The sequence below is a fragment of the Yinghuangia sp. ASG 101 genome (assembly GCF_021165735.1).
Classification (GTDB): Bacteria; Actinomycetota; Actinomycetes; order Streptomycetales; family Streptomycetaceae; genus Yinghuangia.
Window position 1 is genome coordinate 6,721,501 of sequence record NZ_CP088911.1, and the last position, 15,600, is coordinate 6,737,100.

At 74.1% G+C, this 15,600-nt stretch carries 15 protein-coding genes and 1 pseudogene; 10 read left to right on the top strand and 6 right to left on the bottom strand.

The annotated features are described in order from the left end of the window. Nucleotides 1–53 precede the first annotated feature (53 nt). The 4 genes from LO772_RS28785 to LO772_RS28800 are packed head-to-tail and all read left to right on the top strand — an operon-like array spanning nt 54 to nt 3,225. Complete coding sequence (locus LO772_RS28785; protein ID WP_231774938.1) at nt 54–587, top strand: hypothetical protein; 534 nt, start codon at nt 54–56, stop codon at nt 585–587. Nucleotides 588–610: 23 nt separating this feature from the next. Further along, complete coding sequence (locus LO772_RS28790; protein WP_231774939.1) at nt 611–1,411, top strand: PhzF family phenazine biosynthesis protein; 801 nt, start codon at nt 611–613, stop codon at nt 1,409–1,411. A gap of 34 nt (nt 1,412–1,445) precedes the next feature. Further along, nucleotides 1,446–1,997, top strand: a complete 552-nt coding sequence (locus LO772_RS36115) for an SIP domain-containing protein (RefSeq protein WP_331717280.1) — start codon at nt 1,446–1,448, stop codon at nt 1,995–1,997. Continuing rightward, on the top strand, nt 1,990–3,225 hold the full coding sequence (locus LO772_RS28800) for a pyridoxal phosphate-dependent aminotransferase (RefSeq protein WP_231774940.1): 1,236 nt from the start codon (nt 1,990–1,992) through the stop codon (nt 3,223–3,225). The genes LO772_RS36115 and LO772_RS28800 overlap by 8 nt, the downstream gene beginning before the upstream one ends. A gap of 19 nt (nt 3,226–3,244) precedes the next feature. Here the strand turns inward: LO772_RS28800 and LO772_RS28805 are convergent. Next, nucleotides 3,245–3,712 (bottom strand): annotated as a pseudogene (locus tag LO772_RS28805) (DJ-1/PfpI family protein); the annotation flags it as partial. Between the two features lie 111 nt (nt 3,713–3,823). Next, nucleotides 3,824–4,288: a hypothetical protein gene (locus tag LO772_RS28810; RefSeq protein WP_231774941.1), complete on the bottom strand. Its 465-nt coding sequence runs from the start codon at nt 4,286–4,288 to the stop codon at nt 3,824–3,826. Nucleotides 4,289–4,671: 383 nt separating this feature from the next. Here LO772_RS28810 and LO772_RS28815 point away from each other — a divergent pair, with 383 nt between their 5' ends. After that, nucleotides 4,672–5,277: a PadR family transcriptional regulator gene (locus LO772_RS28815; protein ID WP_231774942.1), complete on the top strand. Its 606-nt coding sequence runs from the start codon at nt 4,672–4,674 to the stop codon at nt 5,275–5,277. A 184-nt stretch (nt 5,278–5,461) separates the two neighbouring features. Here LO772_RS28815 and LO772_RS28820 read toward each other — a convergent pair whose 3' ends face one another. Further along, on the bottom strand, nt 5,462–6,856 hold the full coding sequence (locus LO772_RS28820) for an SDR family NAD(P)-dependent oxidoreductase (protein WP_231774943.1): 1,395 nt from the start codon (nt 6,854–6,856) through the stop codon (nt 5,462–5,464). A gap of 462 nt (nt 6,857–7,318) precedes the next feature. On the opposite strand from LO772_RS28820, the gene LO772_RS28825 reads away from it, so the two are divergent. After that, nucleotides 7,319–7,768 (top strand): hypothetical protein, encoded by a 450-nt coding sequence (locus tag LO772_RS28825; protein WP_231774944.1) that lies wholly within the window; start codon nt 7,319–7,321, stop codon nt 7,766–7,768. A gap of 12 nt (nt 7,769–7,780) precedes the next feature. On the opposite strand, the gene LO772_RS28830 is transcribed toward LO772_RS28825, so the two are convergent. Together LO772_RS28830 and LO772_RS28835 are read right to left on the bottom strand one after the other, a co-directional pair. Then, nucleotides 7,781–8,728: a hypothetical protein gene (locus tag LO772_RS28830; protein WP_331717354.1), complete on the bottom strand. Its 948-nt coding sequence runs from the start codon at nt 8,726–8,728 to the stop codon at nt 7,781–7,783. A 236-nt stretch (nt 8,729–8,964) separates the two neighbouring features. Continuing rightward, nucleotides 8,965–10,224, bottom strand: a complete 1,260-nt coding sequence (locus tag LO772_RS28835; protein WP_331717355.1) for a heparan-alpha-glucosaminide N-acetyltransferase domain-containing protein — start codon at nt 10,222–10,224, stop codon at nt 8,965–8,967. A 603-nt stretch (nt 10,225–10,827) separates the two neighbouring features. Here LO772_RS28835 and LO772_RS28840 point away from each other — a divergent pair. From LO772_RS28840 to LO772_RS28855, 4 genes are all read left to right on the top strand, one after another. Beyond that, nucleotides 10,828–11,286 carry an allene oxide cyclase barrel-like domain-containing protein gene (locus tag LO772_RS28840; protein WP_231774947.1) on the top strand — a complete coding sequence of 153 codons (459 nt, stop codon included), beginning with the start codon at nt 10,828–10,830 and terminating at the stop codon, nt 11,284–11,286. A 95-nt stretch (nt 11,287–11,381) separates the two neighbouring features. Beyond that, nucleotides 11,382–12,479 (top strand): acetylserotonin O-methyltransferase, encoded by a 1,098-nt coding sequence (locus LO772_RS28845; protein WP_231774948.1) that lies wholly within the window; start codon nt 11,382–11,384, stop codon nt 12,477–12,479. A 163-nt stretch (nt 12,480–12,642) separates the two neighbouring features. Then, nucleotides 12,643–12,969 carry a hypothetical protein gene (locus tag LO772_RS28850; RefSeq protein WP_231774949.1) on the top strand — a complete coding sequence of 109 codons (327 nt, stop codon included), beginning with the start codon at nt 12,643–12,645 and terminating at the stop codon, nt 12,967–12,969. Nucleotides 12,970–13,088: 119 nt separating this feature from the next. Beyond that, entirely contained in the window at nt 13,089–13,793 is a 705-nt protein-coding gene (locus tag LO772_RS28855; protein ID WP_231774950.1) for a class F sortase, read from the top strand. Nucleotides 13,794–13,882: 89 nt separating this feature from the next. Here the strand turns inward: LO772_RS28855 and LO772_RS28860 are convergent, their stop codons facing one another. Beyond that, the gene (locus tag LO772_RS28860) at nt 13,883–15,529 is read right to left on the bottom strand and encodes an FAD-dependent oxidoreductase (RefSeq protein WP_231774951.1); all 1,647 of its coding nucleotides are present in this window, start codon (nt 15,527–15,529) and stop codon (nt 13,883–13,885) included. Nucleotides 15,530–15,600 lie beyond the last annotated feature (71 nt).

Genomic DNA, 15,600 nt, shown 5'->3' on the forward strand with positions numbered 1-15,600 from the left:
CGTACGACGAGGTCCGTGTGCCGGTTTCGGTCCGGCGGCTGGGGGTTTGCCACATGGCGGTGGGCGGCGGTATCCGCGAGCGCTGGCGGGCGCGCAAGGAGGCGGCTGCGGCGGATGCCCCGGCGCCTCGGGGGGCCGGGCCGGGGTGGCTCGCGCCGGTCTTGTTGGTGGTGTTCTTCCTGGCCGTGGTGTTGATCGTGGTCAAGATGGGCGGCGGGGAGGACGACGACGCGTCGTCGTCGGCGGCGTCGGGGAACGACACGGCGGCGGCGCGGGAGGAGGGCGCGTCCGCCGAGCCGACGGGTCCGCTGGTCGCGCCGCCGGGGTCGATCGAGGGGACGGTGCGGTCGCGGTTCGCGCTGGCGGTGTACAAGCAGCCCGAGGCGCGGGGCAAGACGGTGCTGAGCGCTGATCACGGCACGCGTGTGATGGTGGTGTGCCACATCGCGGGTCAGGTGAACTACACGAACGGCAAAGCCGATCCGACGTGGGCGAAGATCATCGTGAGCGGTCGGATCGGCTTTGTGCACGTGGGGCAGTTGGAGACCGGCGGGGTGGTGGCGGAGCAGGTCCCGGAGTGCGTGTGACGGCCGGCACTACGGTGGCCGGTATGCGGATTTTTGTGGTGGACGCGTTCAGCGGCGCGGCGTTTCGCGGCAACCCGGCGGGGGTGTGCCTGCCGGAGGGGGCGCGGGCGTCGGATGCCTCGTGGATGCGGGCGGTCGCCGCGGAGATGCGGCATTCCGAGACGGCGTTTCTGGTGCCGGCCGCGGCGGGCGGCGGTGCGGACTGGTCGTTGCGCTGGTTCACCCCCGAGGTCGAGGTCGACTTGTGCGGGCACGCGACGCTGGCGAGCGCGTATGTCCTGTTCGGTGCGGGGTTGGCGCGCGGGAGTGTGCGGTTCGCGACGCGGAGCGGGGTGTTGACCGCGCACGAGCGGCCCGGGGGCGGGATCGCGCTGGATTTCCCGGCGTTGCCGCCGCGTCCGGTGGAGGCTCCCGAGGGGCTGGGGGAGATGCTCGGCGTTCGGGTGGCGGCGGTGGCGGAGGGCGGTGCGGATCTGGTCGTGGAGGTGGCGTCGGCGGACGAGGTCCGTGCGGTCGTGCCGGATCTGGCGGCGTTGGGGCGGCTGCCGTACCGCTGTGTGGTGGTCACCGCGCCGGGTGACGGGGACGGCGTGGATTTCGTCTCGCGGGTGTTCGCTCCGGCGGCGGGTATCCCGGAGGACCCGGTGACGGGTTCCGCGCACTGCGTGCTGGGTCCGTATTGGGCGCCGAGGGTGGGCCGTTCGCGGCTGACGGGTTTTCAGGCGTCGGCGCGCGGGGGCGTCGTGGTGGTCGAGTCGCAGGGCGACCGGGTGACCCTGGTCGGGGAGGCGACGTTGGTGCTGCGGGGCGAACTCACGGTCTGAGCAGGCGAGTCGCGGGCGTCCGTCGCCGGTCGCCTTGCGGATCCGGCCGAGCGCGCGGCTCATCGCGGGTTCGGACCGACGCAGCCGCGCCGCGACCCTCGTCGCCGCGGTCGGCGGACTCGACCGGCCCGACGAGCCGGGCGTGGCGTACGTCGGCGGCGAGGCGCGCACGGTGCAGGCCGTCCGCGCGCACCTCGTCGGGGACCGCGGCCGGCCCCGCAGGTCGGTCCTCGTCAAGCCGTTCGGACACCGGGCAAGAAGGGCATGGAGGAGCGCCCGCGGGGTCCGCCGAGGGGTCGGCGCGGCGCGAGCGGCCACGGTGCGTGGGCCGCGGCCGGGCTCGCGTATGAAGTGCACCGGCACTCCGGCCCGCCCGGCACCGCCGCCGTCGTCCCCGCCCGGTCCGCACCACGCCCAAGACGCCCTGGCGCCACGGGAGATGACGCCGCGTCAACTCCCGTGCCGGCCGCGCCGCCGCCCGCTCCGGTTCGCGCGGGTGTGTCCGGCGGGTCCGTCGCGGGGGAGGCATGGAACACTGCTGGGGACTTGCGCGCACGAGTGTCGGGGAGGACCAGCCGGTGAGTGACCAGGAGCCGTCGTACCGTCGGATTCGGCAGTCGGCCAAGCTCGCCGGTGTCTGCTACGACATCCGCGGGCCCGTCCTGGACGAGGCCAAGCGGATGGAGGAGGAAGGCCACCGCATCCTCAAGCTGAACATCGGCAACCCGGCGCCGTTCGGTTTCGAGGCCCCCAGCGAGATCCTGCACGACATGATCCTGGGGCTGCCGTCCGCGCAGGGCTACTGCGACTCCAAGGGCCTCTTCCACGCGCGCCGCGCGGTCGTGCAGCACTACCAGGAGCGCGGCATCCACGGCGTGGACGTCGACGACGTGTACCTCGGCAACGGCGTGTCCGAGCTGATCGTGATGGCCCTGCAGGCCCTGCTCGACGACGGCGACCAGGTCCTCGTCCCGGCCCCGGACTACCCGCTGTGGACCGCGGCCGTGTCGCTGTCCGGCGGGACACCCGTGCACTACCTGTGCGACGAGAGCGCCGACTGGTTCCCCGACCTCGACGACATCGCCGCGAAGATCACCGACCGCACGCGGGCGATCGTCGTGATCAACCCCAACAACCCGACGGGGGCGGTGTATTCGCGCGAGCTGCTGGAGGGCCTGGTCGAACTGTCCCGCCGACACGGCCTGCTGCTGCTCGCCGACGAGATCTACGACAAGATCCTGTACGACGACGCGGAGCACGTACCGCTCGCCTCGCTGGCCCCCGACCTGTTCTGCCTCACGTTCAACGGGCTCTCCAAGGCGTACCGCGTCGCGGGCTTCCGCTCCGGCTGGCTCATGCTGTCCGGCCCCAAGACCCACGCGGCCAGCTACATCGAGGGCCTCAACGTGCTCGCCAATATGCGCCTGTGCGCCAACGTCCCGGCCCAGCACGCGATCGCGACGGCGCTGGGCGGCCACCAGAGCATCCGCGAGCTGATCCTCCCCGGTGGCCGCCTGCGCGCCCAGCGCGACAAGGCGTACGAACTCCTCACCGCCATCCCGGGCGTCACCTGCGTCAAACCGCGCGGCGCGCTGTACGCGTTCCCCCGCGTCGACCCCGAGGTCTGCCCGCTGGTCGACGACGAGAAGTTCGTCCTCGACCTGCTCCTCCAAGAACGCATCCTGGTGGTCCAGGGCACCGGCTTCAACTGGCCGACGCCCGACCACTTCCGCATCGTGACCCTGCCGCACGTCGACGACCTCGACGACGCGATCACCAGGATCGGGAAGTTCATCGGCTCGTACCGCCAGTGACCCGGGCGGGCCCGGCGGCTCAGACGTTCGCGGCGCGGAACTTCTCGACGAGCGCCGCGGGGGCTTTCGCGGGGGAACCCGCGTCGTAGGGCGGCCGCGGGTCGTACTCGGTGAGCAGTTGGACGGACTGCGCGTGTGTGTCGCCGGCGATCCTGCCGAGCAGCGTCAGGCCCATGTCGATGCCGGCGGACACCCCGGCGGCGGTGACGAACTTGCCGTCGACGACGACGCGTTCGCCGGTCGGCGTGGCACCGAACCCGGGGAGCCGGTCGAGCGCGAGCCAGTGCGAGGTGGCACGGCGACCGCGCAGCAGCCCGGCCGCGGCGAGCAGCAGGGGCCCGGTGCACACCGAGGTCGTCCACGTGGTCGTGGCGTCGGCGCCGCGCAGCCAGCCGAGCAGCGCCTCGTTGTCCATCTGCGCGGACTGGCCGGGGCCGCCGGGCACGACGACGATGTCGGGGGCCGGCACGTCCGCGAACGCGTGGTCCTCCCGGGGCCGGTTCCGGCTTGGGGAGGGGATCGCCCGCCGCGCGGTACCGCTGTGGGCGGCGTCGGGGCGGGGTGGTCGTGCCTCGGGTGAGGGGTACCTGGCGGGGGCTCAGCGTGCCGGGTGTTCCTCGGGGCGCGGTTCTGCGGGCGCCTGCGCGGCGGCGGTGCCGGGTGCGGGACGTCCCGCGTCGGCGGTGTCCGGCTGGTTCGGGGTGATCGCCGCGGTGCCGGGCTCGGGTGCCGTCGCGGGGATCGCGGGGGCCGGCCCGCCGCGGACCTCCGCGGGCGGGACGTCGGCGGCGCGGTGGCCGTGACCGCCCTGGCCGCCTTGGGACGCCTGGTCGCGGTCGACCGGCCGGTCACCGGCGGCGGTGCGGTCGCGGAGGCCGTCCGCACCGGCGGCTGCCGTGTCGATTCCCGGCGTGCTGCCGGGGGCCGCGGCGGGTGGGAGGGTGTCCGCGGCGTCGGCCGCTCGTTCGGCGGCGTTGCGGGTCTTCGCGGCACGCAGGATGACGACGACCACGGCCATGAGTGCCGCGTACGCGGCCACGCCCACCCCGAGCCAGACCCACACAGCGTTCTCCCTCGCGATTCCGGTGGGGCCGACCTGCCGCCACGCGCGGCGCGGTGGTGACGGGGCGATTACCCGCGGCGTCCGGACGATCCTAGGGCGTTTTCGGACAGGCCCCGATCGGTCCTCGGCCCCGGGTGCCCCGTGCTCGCCGTGTCGTGACGGAGTGCGGAGACGGTCCACCGGGTTCGGTGCCTCGTTGCCTGACGGCACCTGTCCCGAAATGTACCCGCTTGTGAGGCCGCAACTCCTGGAGCGGGTGCGGGAGTTGCGCCGCCGGAGCGAGGGCGGCGGAAAACCTCTCGTGCCAACGCTTGCATCGTGAGCGTATTCCGATATATCGTTGAGCCATCGCGAATGGTTCGCGATAGAAACGGAGAACACTCATGCATGGCAAGACACAGCGCCCCGGATGGGGCGAACGACGCGGTGAACACCGCATGCGGCGTCCCGGTTTCGGCGCCTGGGGGCCCGAACCGGGTTGGGGCCCGGGCGGTGGCGGCGGCTTCGGCCGAGGCCACGGCGGGCGAGGCCGGGGGCGTGGCCGCGCCCGGCGCGGCGACGTCAGGGCCTCGATCCTGGCCCTGCTGGCCGAGCGGCCGATGCACGGCTACGAGATGATCCGCGAGATCGCCGACCGCACCCAGGAGGCGTGGAAGCCGAGCCCCGGGTCCGTCTACCCCACGCTGCAACTGCTGGAGGACGAAGGCGTCATCGCCGGTGAGGAGTCCGGCGGCAAGAAGCTGTTCTCGCTCACCGACACCGGCCGCGAGGAGGCCGCGGCGCAGCCCGAGGGCACCGCGCCGTGGGACGCCGTCAACACCGGCTTCGACCACGAGGCCTTCCACAGCGCCCGCACCGCGGCCTTCCAGGTCAGCGACGCCCTGCGCCAGGTCCTGGCGACCGGCAACGACGAGCAGCGCGCGAAGGCGATCGAGGTCATGACCGAAGCCCGCAAGAAGCTGTACCTGATCCTCGCGGAAGCCGAGTGAACGGCCCGAAGGGGGCCGAGGGCGCGGTGGGGGCACCGAATCCCGTCCCGGGGGCACTCGGCCCCGCGAAGGAATCCCGTCCCGGGCGGGGCCGCGGAGCGCGGTCCCGCCCGGGCGCGTCAGCCGGACGGACCCGGCGGGCGTGCCGGCCGATGCGCGGAGCCCGGCCGGCCCCGGCCGGGTGTCACCACGGCGCCTCGCGGTAGTCCTTCAGGAAGCAGCCGAACGGCGGCGGCTCGTCGCGGTCGGTCTCGCCGCGCACGATCGGGTCGTAGACCCGCGCCGCGCCGTCCACGACGTCCAGCGGCGTCCGGAAGCCCTCCCGCGCCGCGCGCTCGCGGTCCGGCAGCGGCTTCTCGTCGGTGATCCACCCCGTGTCCACGCTGGACATGTACACCCCGTGGCGCGCCAGATCCCCCGCGCTCGTGCGGGTCAACATGTTGAGCGCGGCCTTCGCCATGTTGGTGTGCGGGTGACCCGGCGATTTGTACGGTCGCCCGAACTGCCCTTCCACCGCCGAGACGTTGACGATGTAGCGGCGCTCGTGTGGCGATTGCGCCAGCAGCGGCAGCAGGCGGCTCACCAGCAGGAACGGGGCCGTGACATTGACGAGTTGGACCTCCAGCAGCTCGACCGGGTCCACCTCGTGCACGCGCCGCGACCACGAGTTCGCGGGCGCGGTGTCGGGGACGAGGCCCCCGGCGTCCACCGGGAGAGCCGTCCGAACGCCCGGCGGTCGCGGCACGTTCGGGAGCGCCGGCACCGCGGTCACCGATGTCAGCGCCGTGACCGGTTCGAACGCCGCCGCGCCGAGGGCGGCCCGCTCGGCCGCGAGCAGCGGCGCGTACGACTCGGGCGGACGACGCACCGTCTGCGCCGCGTTGTTCACCAGGATGTCCAGCGGGCGCCCGGCGGCGACGAGTTCGTCGCACCACGCGAGCAACCGCCCCGGGTCGCGCAGGTCGAGCGCGGCCACGGTCAACCGGTCCGCCCACCGCGCGTGGTCGTCGACCGCCGCGAAGCGCGTGCGCGTGTCGTGCGGGAACCGCGACGTCACGATGACCTCGGCACCGTCCCGCAGCAGCTTCAGGACCAGCTCGAACCCGATCTTCACGCGACCGCCGGTCACTAGCGCGCGGCGCCCCGACAGATCCGCGCGGGCCCGCCTGCGCTGCCGGTTCTCGCGCGCGCACGGCGGGCAGAGCTGGTGGTAGAAGCCGTCGATGTCGGCGTACGGCCGCTTGCACACGTAGCAGGACCGCCCCCCGCTCACGCGGCCGACGGTGACCGGTGCGTCCGTCTCGTCGAGCGGGACGTCGTCGGCGCGGTCGTCGGCCCCGGTCGCGGTCCGGGCGATCACCTCGGCCCGTTCGGCGGCGCATCGGCGCTTGTGCTCGGCGCGGCGCCGCTTGCGGCGGGAGCGCGTGAACGCCATGACCGCCTCCTCGACGCGCAGCCGCACCGGGTCGTCCGAGGCGAGGTCGTGCAGCGCCGCGAGATGCGCGAGGCAGGCTTCGAGCGCGGGGTCCGCGGCCTCGGCGGACGCGGGCGGAAGGACGGCCGAAGCGGCGGCCGGCACGGCGGATGGAACGGCGGACGGCACCTCTCGGGGTGCCGGAACTGTCTCGGTCAACGCGGCGTTGTTCCCCTCGGTGTCGTCGGCGGGTCGTGCGGCTCGGCCCTACGGCTCCGCCGGATCGGGGCGCGACCCGGTGCTTCCCGTTCGTGGCACTGCGGTCTCCTCGGCTGTGCGGCGGCGGATCGGCGGTGTCGCGACGGCCCGGCCGGGCGGCGGGAGCAGCCGCGGGCCGCGTCGCGAACGCGTGCGTCCGGCCACGGTAGCCCGGCAACCCCCGGTCCGGCACAGGGATTTCCCGCGACCCGCGGCTGCGGCGCCGCCCGTGATCACACCGCCTGCACCGCGGCCTCCACCGGTCGATAGGGTGCGGTTTCCGCGCCGGTCCGGCGGTCGGCGACCCGGGGTCGCGTCCGACCGGCCACCCGTGCGCGGTTCGCATTCGCGCGACAACAGGGGTTCGTCATGGCCAGGCGGGACGCGCCGCGATTCAGCTGTCTCTCGGTGATCATCGTCTCGGTGGTGATCGCCGGCCTGGTCGTCTCGGGCGTCGTCGTCATGCTCCGCCTGGAGCAGAAGCGCGCTCTGAAGCGCACCGAGGAGCAGGCCCTCGAACACGCCCGCCACTGGGCGACGATAGTCGCCGGCTCACTCGACACCGGGGCGTCGCCGATGGGCGACAACCTGCGGCTCGACTTCTGGGAGGTCAAGGTCCGCGTCGTCGAGATCGACCGCTCGGCCGAGGGCATCTCCGGCATCGTCGAGGCCGAGGAGGAGCGCACGACGACGTTCGGGAAGTCGACCATCCACCGCTGCTTCAGCTACGACATACCGGTGCGGACGAGGCCGACCGGGCGCTTCGTCGTCGAACCGAGCAAGTGCCCGCCGCAACTCCCGGTGATCGGCGGCGGCTGAGCCACGCGGGCGTCAGAACCCGCCGTCGTCGCCCAGCAGTTCCTCCAGGACCTCCTGGAACTCCCGTCCCACCATGATCGCCAGGCCGTCCTCGCTCCGCTCGCTCAACTGCACCAGGCGCCCGGCCCGCCACCAGTACACGTACGGGCTCACCGGCCCCGGGGCCTCGTCGTACCGGTGGGCGGCGAACGTCGCGAGCGCGTTCAGCGACGGGAGGACGTCGGTGCCGCTGATCGGATGGAACGCCAGCAGGTGCCGGGACGGCATCGCGACCAGCGCGCCGTGCGGCCCGATCGTCTCGCCGCTGAGGCGCTCGGCCAGCTCGTCGAGGACGAGCACGCGGCTGGAGGTGAAGAACGAGGCGCCGACGACCAGCCGGAACCGCGCGCCGTCGTCCTGCTTGACCATGTCGTGGTCCTCGATCGGCAGCGCCCGCAGGTTGTTCATCGCCCGGAGCCGCAGCTCGGCGAGGTCGCCGAGACGCCCCAGCGCCTCACTCGGCAGCGTCTGGACGACCTCGGGCAGGTCGAGCGCGAGCACCTCGCGCAGCCCCGGCGCGGGCACGGTCGCGTAGCCGAACCCCGGGTCGTTGGGCAGCGTGTCCGCCGCCGTGAGCCGCGGATAGAGCCGGGCCCACAGCTCGTCGGCGGGCATCGTCTCGACGGCGGACGGCGCCTCCCTCGCGCGGACCAGCTTGTCGACGTGGTCGTGGATCAGCGACTCCCAGGCCCGTCGGCCGCGTTCGTTGTTGTGGCAGCTCGCGGCGATGTCGTGGAGCTTGTACCGGCGGTTGGCGCTGTCGGTCAGGTGGTCGGCGAAGACCGTGACCTCCAGCCCGCGTTCGGCGAACGCCTCGCGCGTGAGCACGCGCATCCGGCGCCCTTCGTCCGCGGACAGGAACTCGAACGCGGCATCGCGCGGCGCGTCACGCGGGTCGCGCTTGGGTTCCCGACGGAACATGCCCACGCCAACCTCCCCAGGGCCGTGATCACCACTATCGATCGTATCGGGGGAGCCCCCGCGGCCGGGAGCGCGCACCGGAGCGACGCACGGCCGCCGAGGGGCGCGCGAGCCGGAGCCCGAGCAGCGCCCGCACGACCCGCGGCGGATGTCCGCCGCCCCGGCGGAAGCCGCGGGCGCCCGCCCGGGCGGCGCGGCCCCGCCCGCACCGCGGCCGGAAGCCGCGGCGGACGCCGTCACTCGGCCCCCGGGTCGGCCGCCGGGGGAGGCGCCGGGGCCGGGGAGCCGCGCCGACGCCGCGGGGTGACGTACGCCAGGACCGTCTCCAAGGGGCCCTTCGCCGCGAAACGCAGCCACAGCCACGCGCCGGCCCCGGCCACGACGGTGAACGCGGCCAGGCGCCCCCACGATCCCGCCCCCGGAGTCAGCGGCGACCAGCCGGCGAGCAGGTGCACGGTGTAGACGGTCAGCGACATCGTCCCGACGGCCACCGGCACCGCGATCAGGGCCCGCGCGCGGGGGGCCGCCGCCACGCGCAGGCAGACGCCCACCACCGCGCACGCGACCCCGGAGGCGCCGACGATCTCGAACGGAGTGCCGCTGTGCCCCTGGGCGACGATCAGCCAGACGGGGTCGTCGGCCGGAACCGTGCCGGTGAACCACCGCAGCAGGGCCAGGACGGGGTCGCCGTGCGCGGCGCTCGGGTCGATCCAGTCGTTCGCCGCCGTGACCAGGGCGTCGCGCCCGCCGAACACGTGGACCAGCAGCCACGAGGAGCCGTAGCCCACGACCGCGGCGACCGCGCCGAACTCGACGAGCAGCCGCTGCACCGCGTGGTCGAGCAGGTCGAGCCGGCCCACGGCCATCCCCACGAGCACGAACGGCATCCACGTGAGCACCGGATACGAGCCGGTGACGAACAACGTGCGGGCCAGCTCGCCGGGATCGCCGAAGGCCGTCAGATCGGGCACCCGGTAGCCCGGGTCGGTCTGCCGCCACCCGTTCCGCAGCACGAACGACACCACCGGGCCCAGCCCGGCCCACCACGCCGCCACCACGAACAGGCGGTTCGTGCTCAGCCACAGCGCGGGCAGGGCCGCCACGAAATACAGCGCGAAGAACGGCAGGATGACCAGCGCGCCGGTGTCCGGCCCGGCCAGCGCCGTCCCGAGAAGCAGCAGGACCGCCGACCGCACGAGCGTCCCGGCGGCGATGCTCCGGAACCCCGCGGCGGCCTCCCGTCCCTGCCAGGGAGGCGGCGGCCGACGGTGGACGAGCGTCAGGGTGGCCCCGGCGAGCACCGCGAACAGCGCCGCCGAGCGGCCGTCGCCGAGCCACAGCAGCCGGTTGACGCCGCCCGCGTCGCGGTCCGGCCCGACGTGGGCGACGAACATCCAGAAGATCGCGACGCTGCGCGCGAGGTCGAGACCGGTGATCCGCGTGCGTGCTCCGGGGCCGGAGGCGGGCGCCTGCGCCGAGGGGCGGGGGCCGGCGATGGGGACTCACCTCGAATCGTCGCGTGAGCCGGGCCGAGGCCCGGCACGTCCGCAACCGGCCGCACGGATGTGAGCGCCCCCGAACGCCCCGCCATCGTCCCACTTTCGGCATCCGAACGGGGGAATGTCCAAAACCCGCTCGGCACGTCGCGACGCGCCGCGAGCGGCCATGGGCTACACGCGCGCCGAGCGGGGCCGCCGGTCGCCGATGTGCCCGATCCGCGCCGTGCCCGTGCGGTCGCCGCGCGGTCGGCGCATTCCGCCGGCGGCTCGCGCGGGCGCTCTCCGGTCCGGCCGCGGACGGGGCCGAACGGGCTACGCACCGCCCGCCGGCTCCGGGTGCGGCGGCCCGGCGCGCGCTCCATCGTGGGTGGGCGGCCCGCGATCGGCGGAACCCGCGAACCGCCAACCCGCATGGCCCCCAAGCCGAAAGACCCCGCGCGCCGCGCGGCCCACCCGGCCCACGGTCCGCGAGACCGAGGCGTCCGCGCCCGCGCGAACCCGCCGACTCGCACGGCCCGCGGGCCCATCGGCCCGCGAGCCCGCGCACCCGACCACCCCATCCCGCGAGCCCCGCACATCCCGCAGATCAGGAGAGATCTCATGTTGCGCACGATCAGCATCGCCGCGACCGCGGCCGTCGCGGCGGTGATCGCCGCCACACCCTCGGCCTCCGCCGCCGAGACCACCGAGTACCGCGCCGTCGTCGTCGGCGGCGGCAAGCCGCTCGGTGTGGTCGAGGGGCAGAGCTGGGGCACGTACGCCATGGTCCGCGACGCCGCCGGCAAGCAGGTCGGCGACGACTCCGTCGCCTGTGTGGTGGAGAAGACCCGCGACACGCGCGTCATCGCCAAGTGCACGCACACCCTGCGCGTCCCCGAGGGCAGCCTGATCGTCCAGGGCATCCACCACTACCGCGACCAGACGGTCATGCCCGGCACCGCGGACCCGATGCGCCTGATGATCGTGCGCGGCAGCGGAGCGTACGCCGGCGCCTCCGGCTCGGTCGACGTCGTCGAGGCCGTCGGCGGCTACACCTACACGTTCGGCCCCACCGGCTGACGACCACCGCAACGGGGGCCCCGGCGCCCGGCCGGACACTGCCCGGCGGACTGCCGTACCCCACCCATACTTTGGGAGAAAGGGCGGGTCGACACATGACCGACTCCCGGACCACCGACGCGCGTGACGCCGGAATGCGCCTGCGCGAACTCACCTTCGGGGCGATGGCGGCGGCCGCCGTACGCGCCGCACTGCGCCTCGACGTTCCCGACACCCTGGGGGAAACCCCGGAATCCGCGGAGGACTTGGCCAAGCGCCTGAACGTGGACGCCAGGTCGCTGCGCCGCCTGATGCGGGCGCTGGTCGCGCACGGCGTCTTCGCCGAGCAGGCCGACGGCCGCTTCGCCCACAACGACACCTCGCGGCTGCTGCGCGCCGACACCCCGCGCAGCATGCGCCACGTGTCGCTGTGGGCGACCGAGCCGTGGACGTGGGAGGTATGGCCCCGGCTGGAGGACGCGGTCCGGCACGGCGGCAGCGTCTTCCCGGCCGTGTTCGGCATGGAGTTCTTCGACTACCTGCACAACGCCGCGCCGGAGTCCGCCGAGACGTTCAACCGGGCCATGACCCAGTCGAGCGGTCAGTCCGCGCAGGACGTCGCCGCCGTGCTCGACCTGGCCGACGCCCGCGTCGTGGCCGACATCGGCGGCGGGCAGGGCCTGCTCATCGCCACCCTCCTGGAGCGGCACCCGCACCTGCGCGGGGCGCTGCTGGACCTGCCGGCGGTCGTCGCCGACGCGGACCCCCGGCTGCGCCGCGGCGGCCCGCTCGCCGACCGGGTCACCCTGGTCCCCGGCGACTGCCGCGACGGTGTGCCGGTCCACGCGGACGTCTACATCCTCAAGAACATCCTCGAATGGGACGACACCAGCACGCGCCGCACCCTGGGCAACCTCGTCGAGGCCGCCGAGCCGGGCACCCGCGTCGTGGTGATCGAGAACCTGGTCGACGAGTCCGCGTCGCTCCGGTTCAGCACCGGCATGGACCTGCTCCTGCTGCTCAACGTCGGGGGTGCCAAGCACACCCGGGAGAGCATGGTCGCCGCGATGACCCGGGCGGGCCTGGAGATCGGCGACATCCGCGCGATCAGCCCCACGCTGCACATGTTCGACAGCGTCGTCCCGGCGCGCCCCGCCGCCGCGTCGGCCGGGCGGTCCCGCACCGCGAAACCCGAGGCTGACCCTGTCGGGTGAACTTCCCTGCGGGGTCCGCCGCACGGGCGCAGCACGCCGCCCCGAAAGCACCAACTGCGATCGCGCACCCGCGATCACCCGTCCATCGTGAAGAAGACGCCGCGCCGATCCCCCTGTTGACGCCCCGTCAACTGTTCGGGCGCGCGCCGAAAGGAACAGCACTATGCGTCGTGTACGCACTCTCGTCGCCGGTACCGCCCTGGGCTTCGCGGCCCTGACCCTCGCCGTCCCCGCGGCCCACGCCGACTCCCACGGGTCCGGCCCAGCGGCCGGCTCGTCGGACAGCAGCAGCCCCGACAAGTCGTGGAGCGGCGGCGAAAGCGGCAAGTGGGAAGAGAACAAGAAGCCGCACGGCGGCCCGCACGCCGGCATCGGCGCTCTCGACGACAACGCGGGCCTCGCGGCCGGCGGCGTCCTGGTCGCCGGTGGCCTCGGCCTCGCGGCGTACGCGGTGCGCCGTCGGCCGGTGGTGGGCGGCGCGCGGGCCTGACCGGTCCGGCGCCGATCTCGTGCCGTGGCCACCGTCGCAACAGCGGCGGTGGCCACGGCATACGGCTTTTCCGTTCGTATCGGCCGTACGAGCGGCACCGGCACAGAGAAAGGCGACAGATGTCCGCTCCGCGAGCCGAGGCCCCGCAACGCCCCGGACGCCTGAAACTGCTGACCTTCGCCGCGGGGGCGGTGATCCTCGGCGTGTGCGTGATCGGCAACGACCTCGGCGGCACCCCCGGGCCGCCGCAACCCCCCGTGGCGCAGGCGGCGCCGACGGCGGGCTCCGCCGCCGCGCCGGACACCGGGGGTACGCCGTCGCCGGACGGGTCCGCCGCGGGCCCGTCGCCGACCGCGAAGACACTCAAGTCGTCGCCGCCATACCGCGTCCACATTCCGCGCATCAAGGTCAACGCCCCGGTCGTCGGCCTCGGATTGGACGCATCGGGTGTGCTGGAGGTCCCGCCGCCGACCAACTCCAATCTGGTCGGCTGGTACAAGGGCGGCCCCGCGCCCGGAGCGCGCGGCGCGTCGATCCTCGTCGGGCACGTCGACACCAAGTCGGGTCCCGCGGTGTTCTGGAATCTCGGCGTCCTGCGGCCGGGCGACGAGATCGCCGTCGACCGCGCGGACGGCAGGACGGCGACGTTCCGCATCGACTCCGTCGAGGTGTTCGAGAAGACGGCGTTCCCCAACGACCGCGTGTACGGCGAGACGTCGGACGCCCAACTGCGCCTGATCACGTGCGGCGGCGTCTACGACAAGCAGAACAAGGACTACACCAGCAACGTTGTCGCGTTCGCGCACCTGGTGTCCTCGACCTGACCGTGCCCCGGCGGCGGGCGGCGGCGCGCCGGGCACACGACGCGTACGGCCGCCGGATCCCGCCCGGCGGCCGTACGCGTGCGGTGGGTTCAGCGCGCCGTGCGCATCGCCAACGCGGCGGCGAGCCGCCGCAGTTCGTCCTCAGGATCGGCCGCCGCGGACCGGGAGCGCCACGCGACGAATCCGTCGGGGCGGACGATCACCGCGCCGTCCGCCTCGACCCCGTGCAACGCGGCCCAGTCGGCGCCGTCCTCGGTGACCAGGAGCCCCGGTTCGGCGGACGCCTCGGCGGCCACCGCGTACGCCACGACCGGCGCGCCCGTCGCCGCGGCGGCGCGGCGCCACGGCTCGCCGGCCGGCCCCGCGCCGGTGAGCAGCACGTAGTCGGTCTCGTAGAGGTCGAGCAGCGAGACGCGTTCGCCGTCGCGGCTGACCCAGGCGTGCGGCGCGCGGGTGCCGGGCATGCCGTCCGGGGGCCGGAAGCCCTCGGGCAGCACGGGGTGCCTGGGGTCGGCCCCGAGCAGGTTGCCGGCGGTGTAGCGGTAGCCCAGCACCACGCCCAGCATGCCGTTCTGCCGCCCGCCGCCACCGGGCACCGGGGGTGCCGCGTACCCGGGGTGGCTGTGCTCGGCCGACCGCGTGGACGCGCGCGCGGCCGTGGCCACCGCGACGGGCCGGCGCTCGGCGTCGTAGGTGTCGAGGAGTGCGGGGTCCGCGCGTCCGGCGAGCACCGCGGCGAGCTTCCAGGCGAGGTTGTGGGCGTCCTGGATGCCGGTGTTGGAGCCGAACGCGCCGGTGGGGGACATCTCGTGCGCGGAGTCGCCGGCCAGGAAGACGCGCCCCTCGCGGTAGCGGTCGGCCACTCGCTCGGCCGCGTGCCACGGCGCCCGGCCGGTGATCTGCACGTCCAGGTCGGGGACGCCGGCCGCCGCGCGGATGTGGGCGGCGCAGCGGTCGTCGGTGAACGTGTCGAGCTCCTCGCCGTCCTCGGGGTGCCACGGGGCGTGGAAGACCCAGCGTTCGACGTTGTCGACCGGCAGCAGCGCGCCCTCGCCGCGCGGGTCGGTCAGGTAGCACACGATGAACCGGCGGTCGCCGACGTACTGCGCCAGGCGCTTGGAGGTGAACGTGATGCTGACGTTGTGGAACAGTGCCCCGGGGCCGGTGACGTCGATGCCGAGGCGTCCGCGCACGGGGCTGCGCGGGCCGTCGGCGGCGATGAGGTAGTCGGCGCGCACGGTGTGCCGCTCGCCGGTGTCGCGGGCCTCCAGGATCGCGGTCACCCCGGACGCGTCCTGCTCGAAGTCGATCAGCTCGGTACCGAAGCGGACCGACCCGCCGAGGTCGGCCGCGTGCCGGGCGAGGACCGGTTCGAGGTCGTTCTGGCTGCACAGGCACCACGAGCTGGGCGAGAACCTCGCGAGTCCGCCGCCCGGGTCGATCTCCTTGAACAGCCACTCCTGGTCGCTGCCGGCGATGGTGCCGGCCCGCAGGATGCCGTGGTTTCCGGAGAGGACGGACGACGCGTCCCGGATCTGCCGCTCGACGCCGGCGGTCCGGTACAGCTCCATCGTGCGGACGTTGTTGCCGCGTCCGCGCGGGTGGTGCGACGTGGCGGAGTGGCGTTCCGCCACGATGTGCCGCACGCCGAGCCGTCCCAGGAAAACCGACGCCGACAGGCCCACCAAGGACCCGCCGACCACCAACACCGGTACCCGTTCTTCGTTTTGGGGCATGCTCGCCTCCGCTTTCGCGCTTGTCGGGGAAGTCGGCCGGTGGCGGGTGCCCGGCGCCCGCGCGCGGCGTG

Excerpts from the sequence above, each read along its gene's own strand:
- LO772_RS28790 (WP_231774939.1), top strand. The coding sequence starts at position 611 with ATGCGGATTTTTGTGGTGGACGCGTTCAGCGGCGCGGCGTTTCGCGGC.
- LO772_RS28855 (WP_231774950.1), top strand. The coding sequence starts at position 13,089 with ATGTCCGCTCCGCGAGCCGAGGCCCCGCAACGCCCCGGACGCCTGAAA.
- LO772_RS28785 (WP_231774938.1), top strand. The coding sequence starts at position 54 with ATGGCGGTGGGCGGCGGTATCCGCGAGCGCTGGCGGGCGCGCAAGGAG.
- LO772_RS28840 (WP_231774947.1), top strand. The coding sequence starts at position 10,828 with ATGTTGCGCACGATCAGCATCGCCGCGACCGCGGCCGTCGCGGCGGTG.
- LO772_RS28860 (WP_231774951.1), bottom strand. The coding sequence starts at position 15,529 with ATGCCCCAAAACGAAGAACGGGTACCGGTGTTGGTGGTCGGCGGGTCC.
- LO772_RS28845 (WP_231774948.1), top strand. The coding sequence starts at position 11,382 with ATGACCGACTCCCGGACCACCGACGCGCGTGACGCCGGAATGCGCCTG.
- LO772_RS28825 (WP_231774944.1), top strand. The coding sequence starts at position 7,319 with ATGGCCAGGCGGGACGCGCCGCGATTCAGCTGTCTCTCGGTGATCATC.
- LO772_RS28850 (WP_231774949.1), top strand. The coding sequence starts at position 12,643 with ATGCGTCGTGTACGCACTCTCGTCGCCGGTACCGCCCTGGGCTTCGCG.
- LO772_RS28815 (WP_231774942.1), top strand. The coding sequence starts at position 4,672 with ATGCATGGCAAGACACAGCGCCCCGGATGGGGCGAACGACGCGGTGAA.
- LO772_RS28830 (WP_331717354.1), bottom strand. The coding sequence starts at position 8,728 with ATGTTCCGTCGGGAACCCAAGCGCGACCCGCGTGACGCGCCGCGCGAT.